The following is a 13,143-nucleotide window of genomic DNA, read 5'->3' on the forward strand; positions in this document are numbered from 1 at the left end:
TCCGTATAGGGGGATCTCTTAAGCTGTGATAAAATCCCGCATTATCAACAAACTTGCCCCGACCATGTATCAAGAATTATTAGCCCCTATACACTCTTTTCTTAAAGCTGAAACGCCAGATTCATGGATAGACGAAGCCAAGAAGCCTGAAAACCTTCATATCATTTTACGCGATCACATGCTGTGTGAGCTTAAGGCGGCACAGAGTGCTTTGTTCCTTATCCGCAAGTACGCCGTTGATAAAGACAGTGCAAAGCAACTGAATGAATGGATCTTGCCCTACGAGCAATTTGCTTACCGTCGTATCGGAGACTTAGAGTCTTTACGTGGAAAAAGCAATGTATCAAAGCAAATTACAGCGAAAGAAGGCTGTAATTACGGTACTGACTTGATCGATAAGATGGTATTGCTGATCAAAGAGGAACTGCATCACTTCTACCAAGTGATGGAATTGATGGTAAAAAAAGGCGTGACTTATCAGCCGATCGAGGCGGGTCGCTACGCTAAGGGTTTAATCAAGCAAGTTAAAACTTACGAGCCTGATGCTCTGGTTGATAAGCTTATTATCGGTGCATTTATTGAAGCTCGCTCTTGTGAACGCTTTGCTAAGCTGGCTCCTTTCTTAGAAGAAGACATGGAAAAGTTTTACGTATCTCTACTTCGTTCAGAAGCTCGTCACTATCAAGACTATCTTGAACTCGCGGAACAAATCGCAGGGAAAGATATCTCTGAGCGTATTGCTCATTTTGCGCAAGTTGAAGCAGAACTTATCACTTCAGAAGACAGCGACTTTAAGTTTCATAGTGGCGCTCCGGTTTAAGTTAAGCCAAACTAGCTCTGCTTCTCGCAAACAAACAAGAAGGCCAGCAATTTGCTGGCCTTCTTCATTCGTGTCGCTGTATCGCTATCTAAAAATACACTTAAACTTAAGCTAGCGTGCCGTTAATTTCAGCAAGTACTGCTGCTGGGTCTGCTGCTTGAGTAATTGGACGACCGATAACTAAGTAGTCTGAGCCGGCTTGAATCGCTTGAACTGGCGTCATAATACGCTTCTGGTCACCAACATCAGCGCCTACAGGACGAATACCTGGAGTAACTAGCTTGAACTCCTGACCAAGTGCACCTTTGAGCAAAGAAGCCTCTTGTGCGGAACATACAACACCGTCTAGGCCTGAGTTTTTAGTCAAAGACGCTAAGCGCATCACTTGTTGCTGTGGCTCTAGATCCAGACCGATACCCGCTAAGTCAGATTGCTCCATACTGGTTAGTACGGTCACACCGATTAACAATGGACGATCTTTACCATATGGTTCCAAAATTTCACGAGAAGCCGTCATCATACGCTCGCCACCGCTCGCGTGTACGTTCACCATCCACACGCCCATCTCAGCGGCAGCACGTACCGCTTTTGAACATGTGTTCGGGATATCATGGAACTTGAGGTCCAAAAACACAGAGAAACCACGTTTATGTAATTCACGAACAAATTCAGGGCCAAACAGAGTAAACATCTCTTTGCCAACTTTTAGGCGGCAAGATGCTGGGTCAATACGATCGACAAAGGCTAACGCATCCGCTTGGTTATCATAATCCAATGCTACAATGATTTTTTGGTCGTTCATTTCATCTCCTAACGCAGTTAACTTTCTACAAAATATTTATACCAATCAGGCCATAAATAACAGTCATAAAAATGCAGCCCGAAAGCTGCAATTAATAATTTGGTCTTAAAATGACCACAAATCTATTCACCATCAAGCCCACGAATAGGCTTGATCGTTCCCCACCCCTTACATGAAGGGCAGTGCCAATACATTGAGTGAGTTGAGAAACCACACTGACGGCATCGGTAATGAGGCTTAACCTTGAGTTGTTCACCAACCATAGATTGAAGCGTCGTTAAGCTGTCTTTGGCTCTACCTTCTTCCGCTTCCTCTAGGTGATAATCAATTAATCGATAAAAACCTTTCATGGTTGGGTTTTTAACAAGCTGCTTTGTCAGTAGCTCTTGAGCAGAGCCAACATCTTCATGGTCGGCAACGAGTTGAGCCAGCATCAACTCAGCGGAAACACCGGCTTTCTTCTGAATACACGCTTTAAGGAACTCGACCAACTGCGCTTCTTGTCCAAGTTTGTGGTAACACTCAGCAAGCGTTGGCAGGACTTCACTAATGAAGTCGATATCTTGCTCGAGAACTGACTCTAAATAAGTAATTGTCTTGTGATAATCTTCATTGGCTAAATGGAATTTTCCTAAAGCAATACTGGCTCGAACACATTTAGGGTCTTCTGAAAGGGCCTTCTTGAAGTGCTGAAGCGCTTTAGGGCGGTTGCCGTCGGCTTGTTCTTGCATCGCAAGCTCACACCAGAAGTGTGCAACCATCGCACGCGTCTTCATTTTCTTCTTGCTCAGTTTAACTAAGATATTCCCGTAATGAATCGCTTTATTCCACTCACGCGTTTGCTGATAAATGGCAACCAACTGCTGTAAAGCGCCTTCTTTATGATCAGGCTCTTCTACAAGCTGTTCAAAAATTTTCTCTGCGCGATCAAGAAAGCCTGAGACCGTATAGTCTTTAGCTAATTGTTGCAATGCGAGGTTTTTTTGATCAAGGGTAAGCCCAGATCGAGAGATAAGATTTTGGTGAATACGAATAGCGCGGTCGACTTCGCCTCTTGAGCGGAACAAGTTGCCCAAAGCCAAGTGAGTATCGATGGTTTCATTGTCTACTTGAAGTAACTCAATGAAGTGATCTACCGCTTTGTCAGATTGGTCTGACAGTAATAGGTTCAAACCCGTCACGTATTGGCGGGAGATCTGGTGTGATTGCTTTTGTTTTTCTTGCTGAGCATTACGATTACCCATATACCAACCATAAGCGGCTGCGATGGGCAAAAGTAAGAACAGTAACTCTAACATCAAATATGGCCTTTAAGCTTTAGTTTCAGCAGCGACCTGCTTTGATTGCTTATTGAGTTGCTTCTTCAAGCGATGAATTTTTAGTTGAGATCGCATGTGCATATTTCCAAAGACTAACCAAGCAAGAGCAAAACCTGAAACGAATACAACACCTAGCAAGCTTGAGAGGTGGAAGTTACCTTGCGCTAGCAAATAATTGAAATTCACAATTGTTTGGTTTTGAGAGCCTAAAGCCAGTGCCATTAGGAAAAGTGCGATAACAGCGACTATTTTTATAATTTTCATAGTTCATCACTCATTGATTAGTTAGCTGTACGATTATGCAGGAAAATTACTAATCAGACCACCATATTATGGTCATAAAAAAGCGGCATACATTATAGTATGCCGCTTTTCTTAATTCCGATAAGTAGCCTACAACCCTGAGTTTACTCGTTCGCGTAGCTCTTTACCTGGTTTGAAGTGAGGAACGTATTTACCTTCCAACTCAACCTTGTCACCAGTTTTAGGATTACGTCCAACACGAGGTTCACGGTAATGCAGAGAAAAGCTGCCAAAGCCGCGAATTTCGATTCGATCACCACTTTCTAGTGTTGAAGCCATGTGCTCTAAAATGTCTTTTACAGCGTCTTCAATTTCTTTTGCAGAAAGATGCGTTTGCTCAGCGCACAGTCTTTCAATCAATTCAGACTTAGTCATAGTTACCCTCGTTGGTTTTCTTTTTAGAAATTATAGACCTATAGGAAAAATAAGCAAAAAAAAAGGAGCCTTACGGCTCCTTTCTTGGCTAGATAGCTATAATTCTCTTAATGAGAAGCTATTATTCGCCTTTAGCAGCTTTGAATGCGTCTGCCATTGCGTTACCGAACGCGCCTTCATCAGACTTGTTCAGTGAAGCCATTGCTTCTTGCTCATCAGCTTCATCTTTAGCTTTGATAGATAGGTTGATTACGCGGTTCTTACGGTCTACACCAGTGAACTTCGCTTCAACGCTGTCGCCAACGCTTAGGATTAGAGATGCATCTTCGATACGGTCACGAGAAACTTCAGAAGCACGTAGGTAGCCTTCAACGCCTTCGATTAGCTCGATAGTAGCGCCTTTAGCGTCAACTGCAGTTACAGTACCGTTTACAAGAACACCTTTCTTGTTGTCAGCAACGTATGCGTTGAACGGGTCGTTTTCCATTTGCTTAACGCCAAGAGAAATACGCTCACGCTCTGCATCTACTGCTAGAACAACAGCAGAGATTTCGTCGCCTTTCTTGTATTCACGTACAGCTTCTTCGCCGGCAGCGTTCCAAGAAATGTCAGATAGGTGTACAAGACCGTCGATACCGCCTTCTAGACCGATGAAGATACCAAAGTCAGTGATAGACTTGATCTTACCAGTAACTTTGTCGCCCTTAGCTTGCATTTCTGCAAATGACTGCCATGGGTTAGCTTTACACTGTTTCAGACCTAGAGAGATACGACGACGTTCTTCGTCGATATCAAGAACCATAACCTCAACTTCGTCGCCAACATTAACAACTTTAGAAGGGTGGATGTTCTTGTTAGTCCAATCCATTTCAGAAACGTGTACTAGACCTTCAACGCCTTCTTCGATTTCAACGAAGCAGCCGTAGTCAGTTAGGTTTGTAACACGACCAGAAAGCTTGTGACCTTCTGGGTAACGCTTAGCGATTGCTACCCATGGATCTTCGCCTAGTTGCTTAAGACCTAGTGAAACACGAGTGCGCTCACGATCGAACTTAAGAACTTTAACTAGGATTTCGTCACCAACGTTAACGATCTCTGATGGGTGCTTAACGCGCTTCCAAGCCATATCTGTGATATGTAGAAGACCGTCAACACCGCCAAGATCAACGAATGCACCGTAGTCAGTAAGGTTCTTAACGATACCTTTAACTTCAGTACCTTCTTGTAGAGTTTCAAGAAGTTCGTCACGCTCAACACTGTTTTCAGATTCGATAACAGCACGACGAGAAACAACAACGTTGTTACGCTTCTGGTCTAGCTTGATTACTTTGAACTCTAGCTCTTTGTTTTCTAGGTGAGCAGTGTCACGGATAGGACGTACGTCTACTAGAGAACCTGGAAGGAAAGCACGGATACCGTTAAGTTCAACAGTGAAACCGCCTTTAACTTTACCGTTGATGATACCAACAACAGTTTCAGCTTCTTCACAAGCTTTCTCAAGTACGATCCAAGCTTCGTGACGCTTAGCTTTCTCACGAGAAAGTTGAGTTTCACCGAAACCATCTTCAACAGCGTCTAGAGCTACGTCTACTTCAGCACCAACTTCAACTTCAAGTTCGCCAGCAGCGTTCTTGAATTGTTCAGCAGGAATAGCAGATTCAGACTTAAGACCAGCGTCTACAAGAACGTAACCGTTCTCGATAGCTACTACAGTACCTTTAACGATGCTGCCTTGTTGGAATTCAGTTTCAGATAGAAACTCTTCAAAGAGTTGAGCAAAAGATTCAGTCATTATTTAATCTTCAATAATTAAACGTCCATGGGTATCCTACCGCATGGGGTTGATAAATTCGCCGGTCATCATCCTTGCGACCAACGTTCGTACTAGCTCGGCGAAATTACCCAGCCAGTTTCGATTCAATATAGTGTAGTGCTTTTTCGACTACCTGCTCAATATTCATTGAGGTGGAATCAAGCACTAGAGCATCCTCTGCAGGGCGAAGTGGCGCCACAGGGCGATTACGATCTCGATCGTCTCGCTCTTGGATCTCGCTCAAAAGGTCGTCAAATTTAACATCTAACCCCTTCTGTTGCAACTGTTTAAGGCGGCGACTCGCGCGCTCTTCAGCACTTGCATCTAAAAATATTTTCGCTTCAGCTTCAGGAAACACAACCGTTCCCATGTCACGACCGTCAGCAACCAAACCCGGCGCCGTGCTGAATGCACGTTGACGACGAAGCAGTGCTTCACGCACACGAGGTAAAGCAGCCACTTTTGAAGCCGCCATGCCAGTCTCTTCTTTACGAAGTTCACCAGACACATCTTCGCCTTCTAAGATAACCTTCACTAGTTCACCTTCAGCGATAAACTGAACATCTAAGTGAGTTGCAAGCGGTACTAAAGCATCTTCTGATTCAGTATCCACACCATGGTGAATTGCCGCTAAAGCCAATACGCGATAGATCGCGCCTGAGTCTAGAAGATGAAAGCCTAGCTTATCTGCTAGTAACATACACAGGGTACCTTTACCTGCACCACTTGGTCCATCAACCGTAATCACTGGGCTTTGAGAAGGCATCTTTTACTCCACGTTTTGTCGTAAGTTTTATTCTGTACTAGCGGTTCGCCACTACTTTATAGGCGGCATATTATAGAGAAAATTTGCAAATCGAGCGAGGTAAATCTCAGATAATTCCGGGGTGATGATACAGAAACCCATGCAACCAACTCAATATCCGTTAACTTAGACAGATAAGGCTGTCATTCGCTTCTCTTTAGGCATAAAAAAGCCTCGCGATAAGCAAGGCTCATGATTTTGCATTTTTGTAGAGCAAATAAGTAGTCGCTAAAAGAAGCTTAGCCAATAATAGCTCGAACCGCTTCTAGGTCTTCTGGCGTATCAACACCAGCTGCAGGTGCTTCTGCCGCAACGTCTACGTGGATTTTTTCACCGTACCAAAGTACACGTAGCTGCTCTAGGCACTCAATACGCTCAAGGGTACTTGGTTCCCAATTGATATAGGTATTAATAAAACCCGCACGGTAAGCGTAAATGCCAATGTGACGAAGCAGTGGAGATTCAGCAGCTGTACCGTTGTTCGCGTAAGCATCGCGATCCCAAGGAATAGTAGCTCGGCTAAAATACAGGGCGTACCCATCTTTGTCGGTCACAACTTTTACGGCGTTAGGATTAAACACTTCGTCAGCATGAGTAATTTCCACACCGAGCGTTGCCATAGGCGCTGTACTGTTTGCAAGGTTATTCGCCACCTGATTAATGATCGCAGGTGGGATCAGTGGCTCATCACCTTGAACATTCACAATAATATGATCATCAGGAATCTTCATGACTTCAATCACTTCTGCGAGACGCTCAGTGCCTGATTCATGATTAGGTGATGTCATACAAACGGTCGCGCCAAATGCTTTGGCCGCTTTTTCAACTCGAGCGTCGTCGGTAGCGATAATAACGTTATCGGCACCCGCCTTCATTGACTGTTCGTATACCCATTGAATCATCGGCTTGCCGCCAATGTCAGCAAGTGGCTTCCCTGGTAAACGGCTCGATTGGTATCTTGCAGGTATAACAACCGTATAGGACATTACTTACCCTCATCCATTGAAACGGTGCGAGCTTCAGGTTCCAAAAGAACAGGAATACCCTCTTTAATTGGGTAAGCAAGGCGATCAATTTTACAAACAAGCTCTTGCTTATCTTTGTCAAAAGTTAGTTTACCTTTACATACAGGGCAAGCAACGATCTCAAGCAGACGGTGATCCATAGTACTCCATAACCTCTTTTATTCTTTTTAAAATTTGCTGTTGCGAATCTTCATTGAACTGCGCAGAAACTGGAAGATACCACCAGTTGTCTTGAGCATACTCTTCGCATTTCACAGCGTCTTTTTCTGTCATAATCATATTCATACCTTTTTTTGCTAAGGCATGAAGTTCATCTTTATCAAAATTTTGATGGTCGGCGAAGCCCTGCGTATAAACCACATCACCATCAAGATTTTCCAATGTTTTAAAAAAGCGTGGTGGGTGACCGATACCAGCAAAAGCCACCAGCTTTGGTAATTCTGAAACTGGCTTTTTCTGACCAGTCTTTAGATTAACGGCTTCACTCGGCGCCAAAGACATCGAGAACTCTCGCCCGTGCGCTTTACCGCCATTGTTGACCAAAAAGTCTACGTCATCTAAACGAGACACAGGCTCTCTTAATGGACCCAAAGGAATTAGGCACTCACTACCAAAGCGTCTCGCACCGTCGATAACAGCAAATTCAATATCGCGTTCAAGTGCATAATGCTGAAGGCCGTCGTCAGTGATGATGACATTAACCTCTTCGCTCAGCAAAGCCTTTACTGCGTTTGCGCGCACAGGATCAACCGCTACAGGCGCACCAGTTCGCTTACGGATCAAACGAGGCTCATCACCAGAGTGCTCTGCTGGCGTGTTTTCATCCAACACTAACGGATAGTTTGGTGCTTTTGCCCCATAACCTCGAGAAACAACGCCGGGCTTAAAACCGTGAGCCTGAAGCATCTCTACCAACCAAATCACAACTGGTGTTTTGCCATTGCCCCCAGCGGTAATATTACCAACAACAATCACGGGTAAAGGCGGGCGATAGGTCTCTTTTTTCCCCGATAGATAAGCATCACGACGTTGACCGCTGATCATTTTGAACAGCAGACTCAATGGCCACAATAGCGGCCAGAGAAAGTATTTTAATGGGTGATTGTTAAACCAAATCTTTTCGATCACAACAAAACCTAATCTTATCCGCTGAACTGAATTCGGTGTAGTTGTGCATAAGCGCCATCAAGGGCGATGAGCTCGGCATGTGCACCTCTTTCTACAATATGCCCATCATCGACCACGAGAATCTCATCAGCTTGCTCGATAGTAGAAAGTCGGTGTGCGATAACGAGTACTGTTTTGTCTTTCTGCAGCTCTTCTAACGCAGATTGAATCGCTCTTTCTGACTCAGTATCCAATGCAGATGTCGCCTCATCAAGGATCAGAACAGGTGCATCTCTCAATAGAGCACGTGCAATCGCGATACGCTGTCTTTGACCACCAGAAAGGCTCGCACCATTTTCGCCAACAACCGTATCGATGCCATTTTCCATGCCTTCGATAAACTCACTTGCATGCGCAAGTTTAGCCGCGTGTTCGATCTGTTCACGTGAATACTGTTCTTCAGCTGCGTAAGCGATGTTGTTCGCAACCGTATCGTTAAATAGGTGCACATTCTGGGAAACAAGAGCGAAGTGCTCACGTAGGTTTCTCAATTCATAATCACGAATGTCGTGACCATCAAGTTCGATAGAGCCAGAGTCTACGTCATAAAAACGAGTAAACAGGTTCGCAATGGTACTCTTACCCGAACCCGAACGGCCGACAAGTGCGACTGTCTTGCCTTTCGGTATATTAAAACTGACCTTATCAAGCGCTGCTTTCTCTGCACCTTGGTAAGTAAATGTCACATCTTTTACTTCGACTTCACCCGCTACGGTTTCAGGCTTCAACGTACCTTTATTTTGTTCCGTATCTAAGTCCATCAAACCAAATAGGGTCGTACTCGCTGCCATACCACGTTGGAATTCAGACGTTACGTTAGTCAGAGCTTTTAGTGGGCGTAGTAAACCAAACATCGCCGAGAACACAACAGTAAACGTACCTGGAGTAAGCTCTGCTTTAATTGAATCAACACTAGCAAGGAATAGAACAACTACGATTGCAAGTGATGCAATCATCTGAATGATTGGGTTCGCGGCCGCTTGAGCAGTGATTAGCTTCATGCTTTGTTGACGCATTTGGTTACTAACTTCATCAAAACGGTGTCTTTCTAGATCTTGTCCACCGTACGTTAGAACCACTTTGTGCCCTTTCAGCATTTGTTCTGCCGAAGAAGCGACGTGACCCATACTGGTTTGCATGTTCTTAGAGATCTTTCTGAATCGCTTCGATACGATACTGATTGCCCACGCAACAAGAGGGGCGACAGCGAACAACACCAAAGACAACTGCCAGCTATTCCAGAACATCAGCGTCAACAGTCCAATAATACTTGCGCCTTCACGGACAATACTGACTAATGCTTTACTGGTTGCCGCAGAGACTTGCTCTGAATCGTAAGTAATTCGAGATAGCAGCGCACCAGTCTGTTCTTTATCAAAAAAAGAAACTGGCATATGCATGAAGTGACTAAAGATTTTACGTCTAATTTCCATGACCACATTGCCTGAGACCCAGCTCAAACAATAGGTTGAAACAAAGCCACTGATGCCACGAACGAACATCATGACAAAGATAATGAGAGGGAGCGTACGTAAAAAGTCAGATTCCGCATTACCAAAGCCTTCATCAAGTAACGGCTTTAGTAAGGAAATCATGTAGGTATCAGTGACAGCATTTATAATAAGCGCAATAACCGCAACACCAAGGCCGGCCTTATATAGTCGAATATAAGTCCAAAGTCGTTTAAATGTGACCCAGGTAGTTTCATCTGTTTGTGTTGACATAGAATCGCTTAATTTTCTCACAATAATCTTTCTATTCTACTCCCTTACGAAGCATCTGCCTATACCACTGTCTGCCTTGTTGTTCTCTAATCTCATGATATTGCCAACCTTCCTGACCAATGCTGATGGTTATTTGGCCGCTTTCTCCAGTATCAAGCCAAGCACTACCCGCGTCGTGATAACGTTCAATAACGGATTCGCTCGGCATCCCCCATTGATTGCCTTTGGCCAAAGAAGCGATCGCTAACTGAGGCGAAACGGCCTCAATAAAACGTGTGATCGAAGACGTATTGCTGCCATGATGAGGCACGAGCATGACATCGCTTTTTAGCTGTTCGCCTTCCCGAGCAAGTAACCACTCACTCACGAGTTCAATATCACCCGTGAGCAACATCGAAAAGCCCGAATCTGGTTCAATAATCCGTATGACACAAGAGTGTGGGTTATACGCCCTATTCACTAGTTTTGGAGGCCACAACACCTCGAACTGCACGCTCTGCCATTCCCACACCTCACCTAACATACATGCTTGAACAACTGAGCTCATTTGATGATTCAAACTTTGGCTAGCTTTTATCCATTCAGGCTGATAGTTCTCAAGCAGCGCCGGGTAACCGCCAGCGTGATCAGAGTCGAAATGGCTAATGATCACTCCTTGAATTTCATCAATACCTCTTTGCGATAAAGTAGGAATCAATAGTGACTCGACCATCGACCCTCCTGGCCACGCGTTACCTAAATCGTACACCACCGCGTGACTGTTCTTTTCAAGGATGAGAGACAAGCCATGCCCTACGTCCAAAACATCAATAGTTAACCTGTCCTGTTTAACTTTGCCAAATTCCCACCACAACAGGAATACAGAAATGATGACAGCAGCTGCTCCATGTTTAAGGTATCGAGCAATAAAACCAAAGAATAAGATAGGAGCAACGAGCAGCAGGGTTACGTGATTATCTACCTGAATCCAAAACTGTTCAGAAAAAGGCAAGCTAAACACCAAGGGTTCAAGTGATAAATCAACCAGTATCCATAACTGAGTAGAGAAATGAGCCATTGATTCGTTGTCCCCAATTACTGATTCAGCTATCAAACTTAGAAACATCGACAAAAACAGCAAAGGTATCGTCACCATTGATACCCAAGGTAATAGCAGCAAATTGTAGACAACCGAAATCAAACTAACGCCCTTGAAAAACAACATCGAAAGGGGCGCAATTAACAAGGTCAGCATGACCTGTAATTTGATGAGATTTAGCACTCGTTCAATAAAGGTAGATTTTGTAGAAGAGGCGTTACTATTGAACGCAATGTAGAGAACCGCACCCAATGTGCCAAAAGATAGCCAGAAACTACTGGATAACACAGAAAAAGGCCAAATAACGAGTACGATACACAAGCTGATTAAAACATAACGAGCCACGCTGATGCTTTGCCCACGCCACAGAAAGTAACTTGCCACGACACACATCACTAGCGCTCTCAGGGTCGGCAGTGTAAACCCAGCAAACCAACTGTAAAAATAAGCGAAGCCTAAACCAAACAGTGTCGGAAACCATAACAACTGAGGAGACAACAAACGCACTAGCTTCCCCACCTGATAGCCGATACCAAAGGCAATACCAATATGAAGCCCTGAAATCGCCATCAGATGAATCAAGCCGCTACTTTTCAACAGCTCCCATCGCAAAGGAGGAATAAGTTCTCGGTAGCCAAAACTCAAGGCGACAATTAGGTCGTTATTGTTTAGCTGGCTAAGATGATCAAGACTGCGCTCGAACCACCGAGCACGTAGATGGTTGCTAGAGTGGATTCTATATTTAGTATCCGTTCGGTAATTCGCACTTGCCGTAACCCCAGTGCTAAAAAGGTGCTTTTCTAAATCAAAGCCAGCTTCATTAAGCTTTCCAAAAACAGGCTTGATACTGACCGACAAATGAACGTCATCACCCAAAGTGAGCTTGAAAGGCGTAAACAATCGCAATTTTATCAATTGAGGAAAGATTAATTTTTCACCGTCAATTGATCTAACTACTACTACGCTTTCAAAACCATGGCTATTTTCACTAAAAAGACTAACTACTGAGGCATTTATGGTAGTATTCTGCCCTGATTGAAATAAGCGACTTGTTTGGATTTCAATCGCATTCCCTAGGCATACAACGAGTATCAACGCAGTAGCTAGACCTCTTGTACCTCGGAAAACGCTATACTTTATTGATGCGATTAGTAATAACAGCATCAATGGTGCCAAGACCCAATGTGGCATCACAGGCCAGAAGCTGGCAGACACAACTGTCGCAGCAAATGAAATCAAGAACCAAGTGTTAAACAAGAGAGTAGCTTCCTCCTATGCCAAGAAAGTTTATCAAACGATTTATGCCTGACCATGAGCTAATCAAGCGTCAGAAAGCATTGAAAGTTTTTGGCAATGTTTTGTACAACCCCAACTTATGGTGCCTTAATCGTCGCTCTGCGGCTGGCGCATTTGCTGTTGGGTTATTCATGGCGTTTGTCCCTCTACCAAGCCAAATGATTATGTCTGCAGGCCTTGCTGTCGCATGTGGCGTTAACCTACCTTTGGCTGTCGCACTTGTTTGGATCAGTAACCCGGTCACTATGCCCGTTCTCTTCTACTTTGCTTATAAAGTTGGGGCGTTTGTTATGCATGTACCACCTCAAGCGTTCCATTTCGAATTGTCTTGGGACTTCATCTTGGCGCAAATGAATACGATCGGGCCTCCTTTCTTACTGGGTTGCCTGATTTGTGGCGTAGTTTCAGCAATGATTGGCTACTTTGGTATTCGCGGGTTATGGCGTTACTCAGTAGTAAGAAGTTGGAAGAAGCGTCAAGCAAGGTACTGACAACTTTTCCTTGTCGTTCAATCTATCTTTGTATGCGCTTCACTTAAACCGCACACTAGTTAAAGTCAGATGAACCACAGAACTCTGCAATATTGGTATGTAACCACAGTCGTAAAGAATGCAGA

Annotated in this window: 13 protein-coding genes; 2 read left to right on the forward strand and 11 right to left on the reverse strand. The window is 44.2% G+C overall.

What is annotated here, in order from left to right; genetic code table 11:
- The first annotated feature begins 25 nt into the window (after positions 1–25).
- On the forward strand, positions 26–820 hold the full coding sequence (locus Q5H80_RS09240) for a tRNA-(ms[2]io[6]A)-hydroxylase (protein WP_304564544.1): 795 nt from the start codon (positions 26–28) through the stop codon (positions 818–820).
- A gap of 106 nt (positions 821–926) precedes the next feature.
- Here the strand turns inward: Q5H80_RS09240 and pyrF are convergent, their stop codons facing one another.
- From pyrF to Q5H80_RS09295, 11 genes are all read right to left on the reverse strand, one after another.
- Positions 927–1,622: an orotidine-5'-phosphate decarboxylase gene (gene pyrF / locus Q5H80_RS09245; protein ID WP_304564545.1), complete on the reverse strand. Its 696-nt coding sequence runs from the start codon at positions 1,620–1,622 to the stop codon at positions 927–929.
- A gap of 122 nt (positions 1,623–1,744) precedes the next feature.
- Positions 1,745–2,920 (reverse strand): lipopolysaccharide assembly protein LapB, encoded by a 1,176-nt coding sequence (gene lapB / locus Q5H80_RS09250; RefSeq protein WP_122046370.1) that lies wholly within the window; start codon positions 2,918–2,920, stop codon positions 1,745–1,747.
- Between the two features lie 12 nt (positions 2,921–2,932).
- Positions 2,933–3,205 carry a LapA family protein gene (locus tag Q5H80_RS09255; RefSeq protein WP_304564546.1) on the reverse strand — a complete coding sequence of 91 codons (273 nt, stop codon included), beginning with the start codon at positions 3,203–3,205 and terminating at the stop codon, positions 2,933–2,935.
- Positions 3,206–3,334: 129 nt separating this feature from the next.
- The gene (gene ihfB / locus Q5H80_RS09260; protein WP_010439923.1) at positions 3,335–3,619 is read right to left on the reverse strand and encodes an integration host factor subunit beta; all 285 of its coding nucleotides are present in this window, start codon (positions 3,617–3,619) and stop codon (positions 3,335–3,337) included.
- 121 nt (positions 3,620–3,740) lie between these two features.
- Entirely contained in the window at positions 3,741–5,411 is a 1,671-nt protein-coding gene (rpsA, locus tag Q5H80_RS09265) for a 30S ribosomal protein S1 (protein ID WP_012604398.1), read from the reverse strand.
- A gap of 106 nt (positions 5,412–5,517) precedes the next feature.
- Entirely contained in the window at positions 5,518–6,198 is a 681-nt protein-coding gene (gene cmk, locus Q5H80_RS09270) for a (d)CMP kinase (protein WP_122046371.1), read from the reverse strand.
- A gap of 278 nt (positions 6,199–6,476) precedes the next feature.
- Positions 6,477–7,223, reverse strand: a complete 747-nt coding sequence (gene kdsB / locus Q5H80_RS09275; protein ID WP_009847141.1) for a 3-deoxy-manno-octulosonate cytidylyltransferase — start codon at positions 7,221–7,223, stop codon at positions 6,477–6,479.
- On the reverse strand, positions 7,223–7,402 hold the full coding sequence (locus Q5H80_RS09280) for a Trm112 family protein (protein ID WP_004736429.1): 180 nt from the start codon (positions 7,400–7,402) through the stop codon (positions 7,223–7,225). Before Q5H80_RS09280 ends, kdsB begins: the two co-directional genes overlap by 1 nt.
- Positions 7,383–8,390, reverse strand: coding sequence for a tetraacyldisaccharide 4'-kinase (lpxK, locus tag Q5H80_RS09285; protein WP_304564547.1), 1,008 nt, complete (start codon positions 8,388–8,390; stop codon positions 7,383–7,385). Before lpxK ends, Q5H80_RS09280 begins: the two co-directional genes overlap by 20 nt.
- A gap of 14 nt (positions 8,391–8,404) precedes the next feature.
- On the reverse strand, positions 8,405–10,153 hold the full coding sequence (gene msbA, locus Q5H80_RS09290; RefSeq protein WP_304564548.1) for a lipid A ABC transporter ATP-binding protein/permease MsbA: 1,749 nt from the start codon (positions 10,151–10,153) through the stop codon (positions 8,405–8,407).
- A gap of 31 nt (positions 10,154–10,184) precedes the next feature.
- Complete coding sequence (locus tag Q5H80_RS09295; protein WP_304564549.1) at positions 10,185–12,488, reverse strand: DNA internalization-related competence protein ComEC/Rec2; 2,304 nt, start codon at positions 12,486–12,488, stop codon at positions 10,185–10,187.
- A gap of 17 nt (positions 12,489–12,505) precedes the next feature.
- Between Q5H80_RS09295 and Q5H80_RS09300 the strand changes: the two genes are divergently transcribed.
- On the forward strand, positions 12,506–13,018 hold the full coding sequence (locus Q5H80_RS09300) for a DUF2062 domain-containing protein (protein ID WP_009847146.1): 513 nt from the start codon (positions 12,506–12,508) through the stop codon (positions 13,016–13,018).
- Positions 13,019–13,143 lie beyond the last annotated feature (125 nt).

This window comes from Vibrio sp. SNU_ST1, assembly GCF_030563405.1.
Lineage (GTDB): Bacteria > Pseudomonadota > Gammaproteobacteria > Enterobacterales > Vibrionaceae > Vibrio.